16 protein-coding genes are annotated in these 18,616 nt (G+C 36.3%); 13 read left to right on the top strand and 3 right to left on the bottom strand.

Annotated features, from left to right (window positions below; genetic code table 11):
- The first annotated feature begins 57 nt into the window (after positions 1-57).
- The 7 genes from ACY2RS_RS07535 (at position 58) to ACY2RS_RS07505 (ending at position 9,275) form a co-directional block, all read left to right on the top strand.
- Positions 58-1,767: a BatD family protein gene (locus ACY2RS_RS07535; RefSeq protein ID WP_490098018.1), complete on the top strand. Its 1,710-nt coding sequence runs from the start codon at positions 58-60 to the stop codon at positions 1,765-1,767.
- Positions 1,757-2,761, top strand: a complete 1,005-nt coding sequence (locus ACY2RS_RS07530) for a vWA domain-containing protein (RefSeq protein WP_490098017.1) — start codon at positions 1,757-1,759, stop codon at positions 2,759-2,761. Before ACY2RS_RS07535 ends, ACY2RS_RS07530 begins: the two co-directional genes overlap by 11 nt.
- 86 nt (positions 2,762-2,847) lie before the next feature.
- Entirely contained in the window at positions 2,848-3,891 is a 1,044-nt protein-coding gene (locus ACY2RS_RS07525) for a vWA domain-containing protein (protein WP_490098016.1), read from the top strand.
- The gene (locus ACY2RS_RS07520) at positions 3,891-4,802 is read left to right on the top strand and encodes a tetratricopeptide repeat protein (RefSeq protein WP_490098015.1); all 912 of its coding nucleotides are present in this window, start codon (positions 3,891-3,893) and stop codon (positions 4,800-4,802) included. Before ACY2RS_RS07525 ends, ACY2RS_RS07520 begins: the two co-directional genes overlap by 1 nt.
- A 1-nt stretch (position 4,803) precedes the next feature.
- On the top strand, positions 4,804-6,585 hold the full coding sequence (locus ACY2RS_RS07515; protein WP_490098014.1) for a BatD family protein: 1,782 nt from the start codon (positions 4,804-4,806) through the stop codon (positions 6,583-6,585).
- Between the two features lie 3 nt (positions 6,586-6,588).
- Positions 6,589-7,338 (top strand): SH3 domain-containing protein, encoded by a 750-nt coding sequence (locus tag ACY2RS_RS07510; RefSeq protein WP_490098013.1) that lies wholly within the window; start codon positions 6,589-6,591, stop codon positions 7,336-7,338.
- 86 nt (positions 7,339-7,424) lie between these two features.
- Complete coding sequence (locus ACY2RS_RS07505) at positions 7,425-9,275, top strand: SulP family inorganic anion transporter (protein WP_490098012.1); 1,851 nt, start codon at positions 7,425-7,427, stop codon at positions 9,273-9,275.
- A 40-nt stretch (positions 9,276-9,315) separates the two neighbouring features.
- Here ACY2RS_RS07505 and ACY2RS_RS07500 read toward each other — a convergent pair whose 3' ends face one another.
- Positions 9,316-9,849: a CvpA family protein gene (locus tag ACY2RS_RS07500; protein WP_490098011.1), complete on the bottom strand. Its 534-nt coding sequence runs from the start codon at positions 9,847-9,849 to the stop codon at positions 9,316-9,318.
- A gap of 194 nt (positions 9,850-10,043) precedes the next feature.
- Between ACY2RS_RS07500 and ACY2RS_RS07495 the strand changes: the two genes are divergently transcribed.
- From ACY2RS_RS07495 to ACY2RS_RS07480, 4 genes are all read left to right on the top strand, one after another.
- Positions 10,044-10,400: a hypothetical protein gene (locus ACY2RS_RS07495; RefSeq protein ID WP_490098010.1), complete on the top strand. Its 357-nt coding sequence runs from the start codon at positions 10,044-10,046 to the stop codon at positions 10,398-10,400.
- 82 nt (positions 10,401-10,482) lie between these two features.
- A complete protein-coding gene (pheS, locus tag ACY2RS_RS07490; RefSeq protein ID WP_490098009.1) occupies positions 10,483-11,502 on the top strand; it encodes a phenylalanine--tRNA ligase subunit alpha in 1,020 nt (339 codons plus the stop codon).
- 11 nt (positions 11,503-11,513) lie between these two features.
- Positions 11,514-11,909 (top strand): hypothetical protein, encoded by a 396-nt coding sequence (locus ACY2RS_RS07485; RefSeq protein WP_490098008.1) that lies wholly within the window; start codon positions 11,514-11,516, stop codon positions 11,907-11,909.
- A 219-nt stretch (positions 11,910-12,128) separates the two neighbouring features.
- The gene (locus ACY2RS_RS07480) at positions 12,129-13,784 is read left to right on the top strand and encodes a helix-turn-helix domain-containing protein (RefSeq protein ID WP_490098007.1); all 1,656 of its coding nucleotides are present in this window, start codon (positions 12,129-12,131) and stop codon (positions 13,782-13,784) included.
- Positions 13,785-13,786: 2 nt separating this feature from the next.
- On the opposite strand, the gene ACY2RS_RS07475 is transcribed toward ACY2RS_RS07480, so the two are convergent.
- Positions 13,787-14,791 carry an NAD(P)H-dependent glycerol-3-phosphate dehydrogenase gene (locus ACY2RS_RS07475; RefSeq protein ID WP_490098006.1) on the bottom strand — a complete coding sequence of 335 codons (1,005 nt, stop codon included), beginning with the start codon at positions 14,789-14,791 and terminating at the stop codon, positions 13,787-13,789.
- A gap of 215 nt (positions 14,792-15,006) precedes the next feature.
- On the opposite strand from ACY2RS_RS07475, the gene ACY2RS_RS07470 reads away from it, so the two are divergent.
- Positions 15,007-15,933, top strand: coding sequence for a nicotinic acid mononucleotide adenyltransferase (locus ACY2RS_RS07470; protein ID WP_490098005.1), 927 nt, complete (start codon positions 15,007-15,009; stop codon positions 15,931-15,933).
- Positions 15,934-16,075: 142 nt separating this feature from the next.
- On the opposite strand, the gene ACY2RS_RS07465 is transcribed toward ACY2RS_RS07470, so the two are convergent.
- Positions 16,076-16,876 carry a THC0290_0291 family protein gene (locus ACY2RS_RS07465; RefSeq protein WP_490098004.1) on the bottom strand — a complete coding sequence of 267 codons (801 nt, stop codon included), beginning with the start codon at positions 16,874-16,876 and terminating at the stop codon, positions 16,076-16,078.
- Between the two features lie 328 nt (positions 16,877-17,204).
- On the opposite strand from ACY2RS_RS07465, the gene gdhA reads away from it, so the two are divergent.
- The gene (gdhA, locus tag ACY2RS_RS07460; RefSeq protein WP_490098003.1) at positions 17,205-18,548 is read left to right on the top strand and encodes an NADP-specific glutamate dehydrogenase; all 1,344 of its coding nucleotides are present in this window, start codon (positions 17,205-17,207) and stop codon (positions 18,546-18,548) included.
- Positions 18,549-18,616 lie beyond the last annotated feature (68 nt).

Genomic DNA, 18,616 nt, shown 5'->3' with positions numbered 1-18,616 from the left:
GCTTCAACACCACCCTTTAGGGTCGGGAATGTGTTGAAGGGAAAACAAGATTACAAATTGAAAACAAATAACAACATAGAAATTTTAAAACAACACTCCAAAATATTAGGAGCGCTGTTGCTATTTCTTTGTTTTTCTGCAACAGCACAAGTCACAACACAAGTAGATACGACTTCCATAAAAATTGGAGAAGAGCTGCGTATTCAATTTGAAATTGAAGCCGATACTACAGATTTAGTAGTGTTTCCAGATCAGCAAACCTTTTTGCCATTAGAGGTAATTGAAAGTTATGCAACAGACACAAGTTATACCAATTCTAAAATAAAATATAGAAAGGAATACGGCCTTACACAGTTTGATTCTGGGAGCTATACCATACCGCGTCAAAAAATCATTTTTAATAACAAGTTTTACTTATCAGATTCTATTCAAGTTGAGGTACGTGATGTAGTGGTAGATACCACAAAACAGAAAATGTTTGATATCAAACCAGTGGTGGCTATTGAGAAGCCTCCATTTGAAATATCCCGCATCTTATATTGGCTCCTTCTAGTACTACTTATTGCTGCTGCTATTTGGTATTTCTTGAGACGCAAAAAGAAAAAGGCTGAAGCCCAAAAGCAATTACCACCCTACGAAGAAGCCTTAGAAGCATTGCAGGCATTAGATAAATCTGAGTATTTATTGCAAAACAAATCAAAAGAATACTATTCGTTACTTACCGAAATTGTAAAAAGATATCTAGACCGAGAAGTAGATGATGCCGCACTAGAAAGCACCACAGAAGAATTGATTGAACGACTTCAGGAATTAAAGAAATCTGGAAATTTCGATTTTGAAGTTGGAGACATTAAACAATTAGACGCTATTTTAAAGCGTGCCGATTTGGTAAAGTTTGCCAAAATGCAGCAGGCCTCTGGACAAGCAGAAGCCGATAGAAATGCTGTAGAGCAAATTATCAATCATACCCACGAAGCAATTCCTGAACCTACCGAGGAAGAGCTGTTACAAGACGCCTTGTATCGAGAAGCTTTGCAAAAGAAGAAGTTGAGAAGAAAGATCGTGTTGGTCGGATCTAGTATTGTTTTATTATTAGTACTAGCTGGAGCTGTGTTTTCAAGTCTCTACGGATTTGGAACCTTAAAAGAAACCGTATTTGGAAATTCATTGAAAGATTCTTTAAACGGTCGCTGGTATAAAAGTGAATACGGTGCACCTGGTCTTGTGATAGAAACTCCAGATATTTTAGTGCGACAAGAGGTAGCTATTCAGCCGGATGCTCAAAGTGCTATTGAAAGTGCAAGTGTTTTTCAGTCGGGTGCTATTGGTGACGAAATGTATGTGGGTCTTTCGGTGACCAAATTGAAAGAACAAGCGCCTCAAGCGCAAGGTGTTCCGCCGCAAGAATCTCAAGAAAAACAAAACATTGATTTAGATGCTGCACTTGAATCTGCATTAGCATTGATTGAAGAAGGTGGTGCATTGAACCTCGTTGTAAAGAGAGAGTCTTTCTCTTCAGAAGAAGGACTAAAAGGATTAAAAGCCTTTGGTGATTTCAACCTAAAGCTATCGAACGGGAACATTTCCGAAGATAAAATGGCCTATGAAATGTTGGTCTTTGATCAAGAAAATGCCGTGCAAATGGTAACGATTGTATTTGAAAGAGATGCCGAGTATGCCAACCAAATAAAAGAACGTATTATCAATTCTATAGAAGTGCCTATAAATAAACAAGCACAAAACAAAACTCCAAAAAATGCTAAGTAATTTCGAATTTGTAAATCCACAGTTATTCTGGTTGTTTGCCATACTTCCAGTGGTAGCGCTATGGTATTTTTTGAAACGAAAAAAGCATACAGCCTCGTTAAAAATGTCGAGTGTTAAGGGATTTAAAACATCAAAAAATTGGTTGGCAAAGCTACGCCCATTAGTGTATTTGCTGCGTTTATTAGCCCTAGCAGCTATTATTGTGGCAATGACGCGCCCTAGGACTGTAGATGAGACCACGCGTACCGTAAGTAACAAAGGGATCGATATTGTCATGGCGATAGATGTTTCGGCGAGTATGTTGGCAAGAGATTTAAAGCCTAACAGACTAAAAGCACTTAAAAGCGTAGCAGCAAGATTTATTCGTGATCGAATTTCAGACCGTATTGGTTTGGTAGAGTATGCAGGAGAAAGCTATACCAAAACACCACTAACAAGTGATAAGAGTATTGTATTAGCGTCTCTAAAAAGCATCGAGTATAATACTATTATCGAAGGAGGAACCGCCATTGGTTCTGGATTAGCGACTTCGGTCAATAGATTGAAAGAAAGTAGAGCAAAAAGTAAAGTTATTATACTGCTAACAGATGGTGTAAACAACACTGGGTTTATAGATCCTAAAATTGCAAGTGAATTAGCGCAGGAGTTTGAAATTAAAGTATATACTATCGGTTTAGGAACCAACGGAATGGCACAAAGTCCCATCGGGATTCGACCCGATGGCGGATTTCAATACGGGATGCAACAAGTAGAGATTGATGAAACCCTCTTAAAAGAAATTGCCAAAACAACAGGAGGAAAGTATTTTAGAGCGACAAATAATACCAGACTAGAACAAATTTATACCGAGATTAACGAATTAGAAAAAACAGATATAGAAGAATTTAAATACACCAATTACACAGAGCTTTACAGACCATGGGCACTGCTGGCATTAAGCTTGTTTTTATTCGAATTGTTATTGCGCTATACTGTGTTTAGAAGTTTTATTTAATAAAAAAGATTAGGTGTTGAAGTGTTTATGAGTTTATAAGTTAAAATGTATAAACGCTTTCGCCAAAGACCAAAGACTAAAAAGAAATGTACCAATTAGAACAACCCATATATTTTTACGTGCTATTCGCTATTCCGGTAGTTATTGTGCTGTACATGTTGGTTTTGGTATGGAAGAAGCGCGCTCAGAAAACTTTTGCAAATAAAAAACTCTTAGAAGTGCTAAGTCCGAGCAAATCAAACTTTAAAGGAGTGCTTAAAGTCTTGGTGGTGTGTTTGGCAATTGCTTGTTTAAGTTTTGGTCTTGTAAATCCTAAAATTGGAACCAAATTAGAAACTGTAAAACGTGAAGGAGTCGATGTGGTTTTTGCATTAGATGTTTCAAAAAGTATGCTAGCAGAAGATATTGCGCCCAACCGTTTAGAGAAATCAAAACAGCTGGTTAATCAAATTATCAATACCCTCGCTGGAGATCGAATTGGGATTATTGGCTATGCAGGAAGTGCTTTTCCGCAGGTGCCCATTACCACAGATTTTTCATCGGCTCGTTTGTTTTTGTCTGGGATGAATACGAGTATGGTAAGTTCTCAAGGAACCGCCATGACCGAAGCTATTCAAATGGCAGAGACCTATTACAATGATATCGAGCAAAAGAACAGGGTCTTGTTTATAATAAGTGATGGCGAAGATCATGAAGGAGATTATGCTGCCATTGCCGAGCAAGCCAACGAAAAAGGAATTAAAATTTACACCATTGGTGTGGGGACCGAAAAGGGAGATAGAATTCCTATCAAACGAAATGGAGTGGTACAATCCTACAAAAGAGATCAAAATAATGAGGTAGTTATTACGCGATTAAATAAGACCTCGCTTGTAGAAATTGCCGAAGCCGCCGAAGGAACCTATATCAATGGTTCAAACACAAAAGAAGTGGTGGAGCAGGTGCAAAATATTTTGGGAGGTATGGACAAGAAAGAGTTTGATGCCAAGCAGTTTTCAGATTTCAAAGACCAGTTTCAGTGGTTTTTGGCAGGCGCTTTACTATTATTATTACTCGACGTGTTTTTACTAGAACGCAAAACCAAATGGATCAATAAACTCAACTTGTTTAATCAGAAAAAAACAATGTAGTGAAGCATATTTCAGCACATATAAAGCATATCTTCGGAAATTTTAGAGCGGCACCTTGTGTTCGCTTAATGGCGCTGTTGTTCTTGTTCGTTGCGCCTCTATCGGCGCAAACCGAAGCTTTAGATCAAGTACAAAAAGACGCTAAAGAAGCAGCGGTGTATTTAAGTGATGGAGCACAAGCCATGCAAAAAGAACAATTTGTGGAGGGAGAAGCTTCGTATAGAAAGGCAATTTCAATAGAAGAAAAAAAGGCAACCGGGAACTATAACTTAGGAAACGCCTATTATCAAAGTAACAAAAATGACGAGGCGCTGTCGCGTTTTGCTAAGGCGGCTACTACAGCGACAACAAAACCAGAACGCCATCAAGCATTCCATAACCTTGGAAATTCTTTAATGAATAAAAAAGACTATGCTGGTGCCGTAGAGGCTTATAAAAATGCATTGCGTAACAATCCAACAGACGATGAAAGCCGCTATAATTTAGCCTTGGCAAAAGACTTGTTAGAAAAGAATCCGCCGCAAGGAGGAGGAGATGACGATAATAAAGACCAAGATAAAGACCAGAAGGACGATCAGGATAAGCAAGATCAAAAAGATCAAGAGAACCAAGATAAGAAGGACGGAGACGATAAAGAGGATCAAGAGAATGAAGACAAAGGCGATCAAGAAGACAAAGACAAAAAAGGAGATCAAGAAGATGATAAAGGCAAGCCTGACGAGCCTAAAGACCCTAAAGATGAGCAAGGAAAAGGCGACCAACAGGAGCAACAGCCTACGCCAGGAAAACTATCCCCTCAAGAAGTGAAGAACTTGTTAGAGTCCATGAACAACGAAGAGAAGAAAGTTCAGGATAAAATAAATGCCAAAAAGCAAAAAGGCGCAAAAGTAAAATCTGAAAAGGATTGGTAACATGAAACAATGGAAACACATATTGTTTGTACTGTCGTTTCTAGCATTTGCTTTTACGGCAAGTGCCCAAGTTACTTTTAAAGCCAAAGTGAGTAAGAAAAAATTAGGCACCAATGAGCGTTTGCGTGTTGATTTCACGATGAATGCCGATGGAGATAATTTTAGTCCACCCAGTTTTGAAGGCTTTAGAGTGGTAGGAGGCCCTAATCAATCCATTAGTAATTCTTACATTAACGGTAAGCGTACCTATTCAAAATCCTATTCCTATTTTTTATCGCCTCTTAAGAGAGGAAAGGCTCGAATTGGGCAAGCTTCTATTGTGATAAAAGGGAAAACATATTCTACTACTCCAGTGGATATTCAAGTTACAGCAGCTGTTAAAACACCATCGAACGGGGAAGGAAACAATCCAGAAATTATTGCCGAAGATAATGTGCATTTGGTTGCAGAGATTTCAAAATCGAACCCCTATCTCAACGAGCGCATTACAGTGACGTATAAATTGTATGTTTCTAAAGATGTAAGTATTACCAGTCAGTGGCGAGAATTAGATGCTCCTCGTTATGCCGATTTTTGGAGCAAGAATATCGACAGTCAGAAATTTGATGTATTTGAAGGGAAATACAAAGGAGAAGACTACCGCTATGTTATTTTAAGAACCACGGTACTCTATCCTCAAAAAACAGGGAAATTTGAAATAGAACCACTCACCTTAGATGTACCTATTGACGTACCAGGTACACGACGTAATATTTTTGGAAGAACACTCTCAACTAGAGTCAATAAAACTATTTCGGCGGGTAGAAGAACGATTACTGTAAAACCATTACCACTAGAAGGGAAACCTGATAATTTTACAGGAGCAGTTGGAGAATTTCAATTTAATGTGAAGGCAAATAAGACAACATTAGACGCCAACGAAGCATTAGAGTTAACAACCACAGTATCTGGATCAGGAAACTTAAACACCCTTACATTACCTAGTTTAAAAGTGCCAAATACCTTAGAGGTTTATGAGCCAGAACGCAACGAGCGCTTACGCACCAGAGCTTCAGGAATTAGCGGATATATTTCTGAAAACTATACAGTAGTGCCACAATACAAAGGGACCTATCCTATTCGTCCTATATCGTTTTCTTATTTTAATCCGAAAACAGAAAGCTATGAACAAATAGCGTCTTCAGAAATTGTAATCAATGTTGAGAATGGTCCCGTTACAGAGCCAGAAACAGCTATTGCAGGAACCACTACCGAAGCCGTTAATATTTCCGAAGAAAACTTTAAGTACATTAAATCTAGTGCAGATTTGCAACCCAAAGAGACTGTTTCTTTCTTTAAATCTGATTTGTTTTGGGGTTTGTTGGGGGGACCCTTACTACTGATTCCAATTTTTATATTAGGAGGTAGAAAACGTACTGCAATGCGCGCAGATATTGCTGGAAATAAAGTACGAAAAGCCAATAAAATGGCGCGTAAATACTTGGCCAATGCTAAGAAGAATATGGGTGACAAAGTTGTGTTTTATGAAGCCCTAGAACGTTCGTTGCACAATTATTTAAAAGCGAAATTGTCTATAGAAACTAGTGAGATGAGTAAAGAACGCATTACAAGTTTACTGACCGAAAAAAGTGTTGCATCAGCACCAGTTGCCGATTTTGAAAGCTTATTAAAAAGTTGCGAGTTTGCGAGATACACGCCTGCAAGTTCGGCGACTATGAAGCAAGACTATGAGAAGGCGGTGACCACCATTTCTGCAATTGACAAACAATTACAACACCATTAAAAGATGAAAAAACTGCTTACATTTTGCATGTTGTGTATCGCTACCTTGGGGAGTGCGCAAGATAGTGCGTTGTTTGATCAAGGGAAAGCAAACTACAAGGCAGAACAGTATGTTCAGGCTATCCAGAATTGGAAAAAAATTCTAGACAATGGCAATCATAGTGCTGCATTATATTTCAATCTTGCCAATGCGCATTATAAGTTGAATGAGGTTGGACCTTCCATTTTTTATTACGAAAAAGCCTTACAGCTAGCTCCAAACGATAGTGAAATTAAGACCAATCTAGCCTTTGCAGAGAATGCAAGAATAGATGCTATAGCACCCCTTCCAAAATCTGTTTTTTCTAAATGGTATACCAGTGTAGCCAGCTTATTTCATTATGATGGATGGGCACTGCTATCTGTTATTTTCTCAAGTGCTTTTGTATTGCTTTTTTTAGTGTATTACTTTGTGAGTCAAGAAAACAGAAAACGACTGTTTTTTACCTTGTCTCTTTTGTGTGTTGTATTTTGTTTGGCAGCATTTACAATGGCGTACATGACCTATAGTGATGTTCAAAAAGACCAACCTGCAATTGTTTTTGCTAAAGAAACTGAGATTAAAGCCGAGCCTAAACTAAATAGCAATACTGCATTTACTTTACACGAAGGGACTAAAGTTCAAATTCTTGAAACCGATGGTAATTGGCTTCGAATTAGTATTGCCAATGGGAAGGATGGTTGGATACCAGCATCAGACCTAAAGAAGTTGTGATATTTATACTTCAAATTCCTTAAGTCGCTCTTTAGGATGGTAATTTTTACTATCTTAGTTGATAAGACCCTTAATAAATCTTTTATATGTTTAAAAATATTTTTACTAACCTTCAAGGAAATCTTTTTGGCGGACTCACTGCAGGAATCGTAGCATTACCTTTAGCATTGGCCTTTGGGGTACAATCTGGACTTGGTCCAAGTGCGGGATTATATGGCGCGATTTTGATTGGGTTTTTTGCTTCTCTTTTTGGAGGAACAAATACACAAATATCTGGACCTACCGCTCCAATGACAGCTGTTTCTATGGTAATCATTGCCGGAATTATAGCCGCCAATGATGGGGATGTAGAAAAGGCGCTTCCGTATATATTGTTAGTGTTTTTATTAGCTGGATTATTTCAGGTAGGCCTTGGGGTGCTTGGGTTAGGGAAGTATATAAAATATATTCCTTATCCAGTGGTTTCAGGATTTATGACAGCTATTGGTGTCATCATATTAGTAACGCAGTTACTTCCAATGGTAGGCTATTACACCACAGATGATACAGAATTTATCACCTCCTTTAAACCACAAGCAGAAGAGGTTCTTTTGGATAAAATATTAAAAGAAGAGGCGGGAGAAGGTATTTTGGTCTTAGAAGATTTTAAAGAAACAGTGTCTCGTGCAGAAAAAATTACCCCTGAAGAAATTAATGCAGAGGCTACTATATTGGCTAAATCTGCTGGATCAGGGGTACTAGGAGCTATAAAGAGATTCCCAAGTGCGTTGCAACAAGTTAATTGGTTAGAGTTTATTCTTGCCATGGCTACTATTATTATCATTTTTGGCTTTAAAAAAATAACGACAAAAGTCCCAAGTACTTTAGTAGCATTGTTAGTAGTAAGTTTAACTGCTTATTTTTTAAAACTAGACTATCGCCCCATACAAGAAATACCTTCTGGGTTTCCAATTCCGCATTTTGAAATGTTTACAAACTTTAAGTTTGGGCAAATTTCACCTTATATATTTACGGCTTTAACCTTGGCATTTTTAGGAGCTATTGATTCGCTACTAACCTCTGTAGTAGCCGATAATATGACCAAAACAAAGCACAATCCGAATCAAGAGTTAATTGGACAAGGAATCGGGAATAGTATTGCTTCTGTATTTGGAGGAATCCCTGGAGCAGGAGCGACCATACGTACAGTAGTGAATATCAATAGTGGAGGAACAACCAAACTATCGGGTATGATTGCTGCCATTGTGTTATTAGTAGTTTTATTAGCATTAGGGCCTATTGCCTCTCAAATTCCAGCGGCTGTATTAGCAGGTATTTTAATTACCGTGGGTATTGGAGTTATGGATTATAAAGGCTTAAAAGCAATCCCTAAAATGCCTAGAAGTGAAGTTGTCATCATGCTTGTTGTTTTGGTGTTGTCTGTATTTTGGGACTTGGTGTACGCCGTGGGTATTGGACTTATTTTAGCTTCAATAATTTTCATGAAGAAGATTGGAGATTCTACCGCGAGTCGCTCTAAGATAATGTCACTAGAAGAAGATGAGGAAATACATGGACCCTGGGCAGATGAATTATCATTTCCGAGGAACTTAAAAGAAGAAGTGTTTGTAAAGCGTATCGCTGGACCTTTGTTTTTTGCGAATACAAGTGATTTTCAAGAATTGGCAAAACAAATTCCCGATACTGCATCCCATCTTATTATAAGAATGGGTCGTGTACCTTATATGGATCAATCTGGATTGTATGCTATGGAAGATTTAGTGTTAAGGCTAAAGCAGAATGATATTCAGGTGTTGCTTGTTAAGCTCATGGACCAACCTAGATTGATGATGGAAAACATCGATATTATCCCAGATTTAATACCAGAACTTAAAATCTTCAAAAATTATAAAGAAGCTATGGTCTACATAGAAGCTAATGTTGAAGATGTCTTTTAGAGATATTGAATAGTAAGACTACTTTTTTTTGGTCTATTTTTTATTCTCCCTCTGTCTCAGGATTTTCATCTTGGTCTTGTAGTTTGTCTACTTCATTTAAGATGTTTGGGAGTACTAAAGGTGCAATAGCAGCGATAGGTTCGTACAATAGTGAAGATTCCTTCTTTTCTTCTGGAATAAGCAATCCGCTAATATTGGTAGAAGCATTTACAAACATAAATAGTACACTTACGATAAAGGCAATTTTTAATGCGTTAAAGAGTCCGCCCAATAGTTTATTGATGAGACCTAATGCGGCAAAATCGGCTATTTTTGTGAGTAATTTTCCTGCCATAGTAATCACTATTAGGATAATTAAAAACGTAACAGCAAAGGCAGCTAGGTTGATGGCTTCTTCTGACCAGTCTAGTGCTCCTGTTAAAAAACTTGCCGCAAAATGCGAAAAGTGAATAGCTCCATAAACCCCAGCAATTAATCCAATTAAAGAAGCAAGCGTTGCAAAAAGACCTTTGCGTAATCCTGTATAAAAAGCAAAAATTAATATAATGCCAAGAATGATGTCTATGATGTTCATGAACCGTTTGTTTTGGATTTAAAGATATAAAAACTAGAAGGAAGTCACTATTCTTGTTTTTCAATTCATGAAATGATTCATTTTAGACAATTTAATTGGAATAGAAAAGTCTTCATTTGAGTAGCGATTAAGAGGCATGTTCTAGTACCTTTGTCACATATTAATGAAATAAGAATTTTGTAGTAAAAGGATATATGGCAAGAGACGAACAACTAAAACAACGATGGGAAGCAGTGGTTTCTTTTTTAAGCAATCGCTTTGCTGATGGAGATTCTTTAGATTTAGATGCCGTTATTTATTTGGTGGGTGTTCAAGAATTAGGACAGTTACATCGAAAATTTAAAAAAGACGAAAAGGTGAACTTAATGCACATTGCCATATGCAGATTGTTGGAGCCTTTTGGATATTATGAGTTTGAATATTTTGACGATGCAGGATGGCCTCATTATAAAATCTTAGAGCAATTACCACCACTAAAAGCTGGGGAGCAAAGTGTTTTAATGAAAGAGGCAGTGGTGCAGTATTTCTTAGAAAAAGAAGTGATAGAATAAGCAAAAAGCCTAAAGGATTAATCAAAATATGGAAGGGTATGTGAAGTACTTTCTGTAATTTTGCAACCTTGAAAGTTATACAATGATAGATAAGATTAAAGGACACATTGCGCAAGTAGAAGCTTTTACTGCAGCCACACAGGCAGAAGTAGAAGATTTTAGAATAAAGTACTTAGGGAGTAAAGGACTTTTAAAAGAGTTTTTTGCAGAGTTTAAGAATGTTGCCAATGATCAAAAAAAGGAATTTGGACAGGTAGTAAACACCTTAAAAAATGCTGCTCAAGAAAAGGTAGCCATTCTTAAAGATAGTTTAGATAATGCTCAGGATTCGGCAGGCGCTTATGGTGATTTATCACGTCCTGGAGCACCCATTGTGTTAGGATCTAGACATCCAATATCTATCGTTAAAAATAAGATTACAAGTATTTTCTCTAACATAGGTTTCAATGTAAGTGAAGGTCCAGAAATTGAAGACGACTGGCATAATTTTACGGCATTGAATTTACCAGAATACCACCCTGCAAGAGACATGCAGGATACCTTCTTTGTACAAACCAATCCAGACGTTTTGTTGCGTACGCATACCAGTTCTGTTCAGGTGCGTTATATGGAAGATAACCAACCACCTATTAGAACCATTTCTCCTGGGCGTGTGTATAGAAATGAAGCCATTTCTGCTCGTTCGCACTGTTTCTTCCACCAGGTAGAAGGATTGTATGTTGATAAAGGAGTTAGTTTTGCAGATTTAAAGCAAACACTTCAATTTTTTACTACAGAAATGTTCGGGAAATCTAAAATTAGGTTACGACCATCGTATTTTCCGTTTACCGAGCCAAGTGCAGAGGTAGATGTGTATTGGGGATTAGAAACCGAAACCGATTACAAAATCACCAAAGGAACCGGATGGTTAGAAATTATGGGCTGTGGTATGGTAGATCCTAACGTACTTAAAAACTGTGGTATCGATCCTGAAATTTATAGTGGTTTTGCCTTTGGTATGGGAATCGATAGAATTGCCATGCTACTGCACCAAATTCCTGACATACGTATGTTAAGTGAAAACGATGCTCGTTTCTTAGAACAATTCAAAAGCGCAGACTAAATAGATTCTTTTTGAGAAAAGATATAGATATACCCGAAGTAAAAGATGTCTACGTTGCTGCTGTGTATGAGTTTAACGAAGACTACAATACCCACGATTGGAACATCTATATAATCAATGATGGACAAACACCCATAGAAACTGTTTTAATCATTGCGCAAGGATATACAGACGACAAAATGACGGCTCCAATGCGTAAAACAGTACAAATGATTCCTTCAAAAGGATACGCTAAAGTAGAGTATATTGATGAGAGTATTTTTGGACTAGATAACTTCTTTACCATCACGTATTTTAGGGATAACAAAATGTATGATAAGCGCTTTGAAATTCCTCGAAATTCGATTCTTCAAGACAATACAGTATCCCTTCCAGTAATGCCACATAAAGGTGTTTTGGCTAGATAATGAATGGGTAAAACCTCGATATTTATAAATCAAGACCACTAGATTTCCTTCTATTTCCTTATGCTACAAGAGGTTGTAGGTATTCTTCTCCTTTTTGGTTTCTGAAATGTAAAAGGCATTCACATTATTGCTATTTTTATGAAACTATTGAAAAAGTCTTTTTTTAAATAGCTTCCTTTCCAAGGGTAAGAATAGAAGGTATTTTTAACCAACCTATATATGAGATCATTTAGCGTCTTGCTGGTATTTTTTTGCACTACTTTTGCTTACGGGCAAGAGTATAGCGATGCGTATCTAGCATCTAAATCGTATGATTACTTATCATTACTTTATAGTTTAAAAATAGAGGATACCCTTACTGCAAAAAGAATTGCAAGAGCAACTATTATAAAAGCAAAAGAAGAGAATAAATATACCTATATGGGTATGGGATATGAGCAGATGGCACGTGTTTCAAAAAAAGAGGAAGCATTGCAATTATTAGATAGCTGTGTTCATTATTCCGTCAATAGCGACCATAGAGATTATCCAGCAATTGGGTACTTATATAAGTCGTATTTACAGTTTTATGACGGTATTTATTTGGGGAGTTTACAAAGTGCAATTCTAGGGTATCAATCTGCTAAAAAGAAAAAGAACAAAGAACAACAAGTTGTTGCCTTAAACACCATCTCGGCAATCAATAGACTTTGGGGAAATTATCAAGAAAGTTTAGAGACAGATTTTCTAACATTTAAGCTTATAAAAGATACCCAAACTGTAGAAGGTCTCGAAAGCTATTTCAATACCTTAAAAAACATTGGTGCAAACTATGTACAACTAAAAAAACCAGACGACGCGTTGCACTACTATTCCATAGGAATAGAAAAAGCTATGGCGGTAAATGATAGTATTGCGTATCATGAATTTGTATCAAAAACAGCAGCGCCACTACTCCTTAAAAATAGGTTGCGCTCTGCTAAAGATAGCCTGTTAAAAGGAGATTCTTTTAGAAGGTATTTTGATTCGAGATATCCTAGATATTTCACCATCAATCTTGGGAAGTATCACATTACTACTGGAGATAAATCTAGAGGTGTCAAATTGTTGAAAGAGATAGATGACACCTATATAAAAGACAGTATTATACAGCCAGAACTTCCTGAAGTATATGAGTTACTGCTTACCTACTACAAAGACAATAACAACACCAAAAAACAGCTAGAATATTTATATAAACTAAATGAAATTAGTACCAGTATTGAACAGCGTAAAGACAAAATTAAAGCTGAGACAAATAATGGATACTTTATTCCAAAGTTAGTAGAAGATAAAGATGAAGAGATTAGTAATTTAAAAATAATCAATAAGGATTGGAGTAAAAAAGTATGGTGGGTAATTGGTTTGTTGGCCATCACTATCATTGGATTGTTATACTACAGAGAACGCCAACAAGCCTATAAGAAAAGGTTTGAAAGATTGCGTTCTATGCAACAAATACCTTTAGCTAAATTAAAATCAGAATCTCAAACAACAGATATTTCTAGCGAAATTATTGATGCGGTATTGGAACAACTAGCATCTTTTGAAGCAAAAGAACATTTCAGAAATAAAGAATTAACACTTAACAAAGTAGCAAAGTCTTTTGATACAAATTCTACCTACTTGTCTAAAATTATAAACTTAAAAAAAGACAAGAACTTTTCGCAATACATTAACGAGTTGCGCGTAGATTTTGCTATTAACGAAATAAATAACAACCCAAAATTTAGAAAATACACAATCAAAGCTATTGCTGAAGAAAGCGGTTTTAAGAGTGGCGAATCCTTTTCTAAAGCTTTTTACAAGAAGTTTAAAATCTATCCTAGTTATTATTTAAAGCAGTTAGATAAGTAACCTTAGGTTAGTTTATCAGCTAATTTTTTAAATACCTTTTTAGGCTCTTTGTTTTCGTATAAGATGCTGTAAATAGCATTTATAATGGGTGTTTTAGCTTTTCGATCTCCCTTCATTTGGTTTAAGGCATAGGCACTTTTTGCAGCGTAGTATCCTTCTGCAACCATGCTCATTTCAAGCTGTGCGCTTTTTACAGTATAGCCTTTACCGATCATATTTCCGAACATTCTATTTCTACTAAACACAGAGTAACCAGTTACTAATAAATCTCCTAAATAAGCAGAATCATTAATGTCACGTTTCATTTTGTGTACCTTTTTTACATAACGTTTCATTTCACGAATGGCATTGCTCATGAGTACACTCTGGAAATTATCACCATAGCCCAATCCGTGGGCAATACCAGCAGCGATGGCATAAATATTTTTTAACATGGCTGCATATTCTGTACCCATTACATCATCGCTAGTGGTACATTTTATATACTTACAGCTAAGACGGTCTGCAACTAGTTTCGCTTTTGTGTCATCTGCGCAAGCAATGGTTAAATAAGAAAGGCGTTCTAGTGCAACTTCTTCGGCATGGCAGGGTCCAGAAATAACACCAATATCTGCAAACGCGACATTGAGGTGGGTGTTAAAATGGTCTCCAACGATTAAACTACTTTCTGGAACAATTCCTTTAATTGCAGAAAATATAATTTTACCCTCAAGTGGTAAGGTAAGTTTTTCTAACTCTTGATGTATAAATGCAGAGGGAATCACAAAAATAAGATAGTCTGCGTATGCAACCATTTCATTAATATCATTACTGAGTTTTAATTTTTTTGTTTTAAACTCTACAGCACTTAAATAATTAGGATTGTGTTGCTCTTTTTTTATATGCTCAATGGCATATACACTGCGCATATACCAACCCACTTCATCCAGATTTTCGCAAAGCATTTTTACAATAGCAGTAGCCCAACTACCGCCTCCAAATACTGCAAATTTTGGTGAATCTTTCATTCTTTTGATTTTTAGTCTTCATGTAAATGTACACAATTCTAGGGTAAAGAGCGTGTACCTTTTTAGTTCCATTGCTGCCGAAATGTAAGTGCCCCAAACTATTTTTTGTTATTTAAAATTTCCGAAGCAAACACTTAAGTATTTGATATTTATACGTTTATAATCTTGGCATAGTTTATGAAAATTCAATAACAGAAACTTTAAAACGCAAGATTATGAAAACGATGAAACACCTTTTAGTATATAGCTTTATAGCTTTGTTCTTTGTTTCTTGTTATACAGAAACAGTGATTGTAGAAGATACAAACACAACACCGCCACCACCATCAATTACCTTGTCACAATTGTTAGGTTCTTATGAGTTGTGGTATGTAGATATTAATCAAACATCAGGAAATGGGTATATTCCATTTTTACAAAAAGCGTTTACAGTTTCATTTGTAAATGGCACCTTGCACGCTAATAATAATTTGGTAGGTATTGGAGATCAAGGATACGGATATGGAATCGATGTAGGATACTACAACACAGGAAATTTTGTATTAGATATTACACATGATCTTGACGGATTTAACAGATTTGAAGTGACCCAATTAAGTGCTAACAGAATAGAATTATACAATACCTCACGAAACCTTTCGTATGTTTTAATTGGATACCAAAGAGATACTTTTGATTACAATGCATTGTTTTATGATAACATTCATTACTTTTTACAAGAGTATGTTACTTGGGAGAAGGTATACACAAGCCAAGAAGGAGCGATCAACGAATTTGATAATGAGAATTTTGTAGCCTTTTTACCAGGCGGGGGTGATGGAAACTTCTTAAGCTCTCAAGATGGATCAGGAACAGACGTTAATAACATCTTCTGGGACTACACAGGAATTTATAATGTGGATGATGTTCCGGGAACTCAATACTTGAAATATTTAACACTAGATTATGATTTCCTAGGCAATGAGTATTTTGAATTGAGCGTTATAAACGACAGTACTATTGAAATGTATCATTCAAGTTCTGGAACCACTTATGAATTTATAGGTAGAGGATACATTCAATACAAAACTGCTGGAGAAGGAAAATTAAGAATTTCAAAAAAGGACATTGCAAAGTCAATGAAAAAGATTAGCAAGTTCTAGACAAATAAAAGACTAAGTTTTTGGTTGGTTAGTAACCGCCTTGTATCCATAAATGGTATGCAGGGCGGTTCTTTTTTAAACTAAAAAATGCTATTTATGCAGGGTGCACAAATAGCATTTTTGTATACTGTTTTTATGTACCTTAGTCTAGGTAATAGATGTACCCAAAATTTAACCAATAGATCCAATCATTTGCCTTGTTTTCAGGAACAGGTGTAATTCCATTCTGTTCTAAGGCAGGATTTAAGCCATCTACCCAATCACTGAAATAAAAATTCCATCTACTATCTAACATAAGATCTGCAGAGTCATTTAACTTGTAACGAACACCAGCACTCCAAACAACAGACCAAGTTGAATCGCCTTCTTGTTGGTATGCATTTATGTATTTTTGCGAAGATGCTAAGGGTGAATCTAAATCACCTAAGGTTGAGCTTGATTCAGGATCAAAATTTACATAGTGCATTCCAAGACTAATAAAAGGAGCAAATCTATATGAGTTTGCAGCAAAATCTCTAATGCTTAAAGGAAAGTATTCAATTTGTGATCCAATTTCAATAACACGTGTACTACCACTAACTGCTCTTAATTGATCTGAAGTAAAGCTAGTTTTGTCTGGAGCAACTAAAGGTCCAAAATGTTGTAATTGTGTTTTATGGTAATCTAATTCATTTCTTATTTTAAAGTGGTCATTAAAATAGGTGTCACGAGTGTAACAATTACAATCTGATCGATATGCGAAGTTTAAATAGTGAATAATACCAAACCCAATAGTAGTATTACCTGTATTGGTTTCAGAATCTCCACGAATTCCATAATCAGAATAAAAAGCTATAGGACCAGTAATAAAACCAATCTCATGAGAAAAGCCGGCTTGGGCGCTCATGTCTTGCTTGCAGAAGGCAAGAAAACACAATACCAATAGCAAAAATCTGGTATTCATTAGTAATATAGGTTTAGTTTGAGACGCAACAAATATATGAAAACATCTTTAACAGGGAAATTTAAACCCCATATTTAAGGGATTATATAAATTTAAAACTCAAAATTATGTGATATCACGTATATTTGTGCCTTTAAAACGCAAACTTTGTTTATATCGTATAAATCAAGTGAGTTACGTTATCAATTCCTTGAAAAAAACTATATGTTTTTAACAAGATTTTTCCCCTCGGAAATGTTAGAAAACCACTACTATTTCCGAAGAAAACAAATTTTAAACAACAACTAAAAGTACTTTTAGAGTACAAAACAATTTAAAAACGCATACTATGAAGCAAAGTATCAAAGACTTTATTGCAAGTGTTGAAAAATCAAACCCAAACGAGCCAGAATTTTTACAAGCAGTAACCGAAGTTGCTGAAGCGGTAATTCCATTTATTGAAAGTAATGAAAGATACCAAGGCCATAAATTATTGGAGCGTATGGTTGAACCAGAACGTACCATCATGTTTCGAGTGCCATGGACAGATGACAGTGGAGAAATTCACGTAAACAAAGGATACCGTGTAGAGTATAATTCGGCTATTGGTCCTTATAAGGGTGGATTACGTTTTCACCCATCTGTAAACTTGAGTATTCTTAAGTTTTTAGGATTCGAACAATTGTTTAAAAACAGCTTAACAACACTGCCTATGGGTGGTGGTAAAGGGGGCTCTAACTTTAACCCAAAAGGAAAAAGTGATGCAGAAGTAATGCGTTTTTGTCAAAGTTTTATGACAGAATTATCTCGTCATATTGGTCCAGATACAGATGTGCCTGCAGGAGATATAGGTGTTGGAGGTCGTGAAATAGGATATATGTACGGTCAATACAAAAGACTGCGTAACGAATTTACTGGAGTATTAACCGGTAAAGGAAGAGAGTATGGCGGATCCTTAATTCGTCCAGAAGCGACAGGATACGGAAATGTATATTTCGCAAAAAACATGCTTGAAACAAAAGGCGAAAGCTTTAAAGGGAAAACAGTAGTGATCTCTGGTTCTGGTAATGTGGCGCAATATGCTGCCGAAAAAGCGATGGAGTTCGGAGGTAAGGTGGTAACCTTATCAGATTCTGGAGGATTTATTTATGATGCAGAAGGAATTAATGAAGAGAAGCTAGCCTATGTAATGGAGCTTAAAAATGTGAAGAGAGGACGTATTAGTGAATACGTAGAAAAATATCCGAGTGCATCTTACACAGCAGGAGAAAGACCTTGGGGTGTAACATGTGATATCGCTTTGCCTTGTGCTACTCAAAATGAGTTGAATGAAGAAGAAGCAAAAACATTAGTAGCAAATGGATGTATGTGTGTAAGTGAAGGTGCTAACATGCCAACCACACCAGATGCCATAGAAGTATTTAGCAAAGCAAAAATATTATTTGCCCCTGGAAAGGCATCTAATGCAGGAGGTGTTGCAACGTCGGGTCTTGAAATGTCTCAAAACTCATTACGCTTAAGCTGGTCAAGAGAAGAAGTAGATGAAAAATTATATAACATCATGAATGATATTCATGCAGCTTGTGTGCAATATGGTAAAGATGGCGACGGTTATGTAGACTATGTAAAAGGAGCAAATATTGCTGGATTTGTAAAAGTTGCAGAAGCAATGATGGCACAAGGAGTTGTATAAGACTCTTTATAATCTATTTATATATAAAGGTTGCTCCTATGGGCAACCTTTTTAGCTAACAATAATTA

This window comes from Patiriisocius sp. 208BN25-11 (assembly GCF_058147145.1).
The sequence above is the reverse complement of the archived record's forward strand: the minus strand, read 5'-3'. Positions and strand labels throughout refer to the sequence as shown.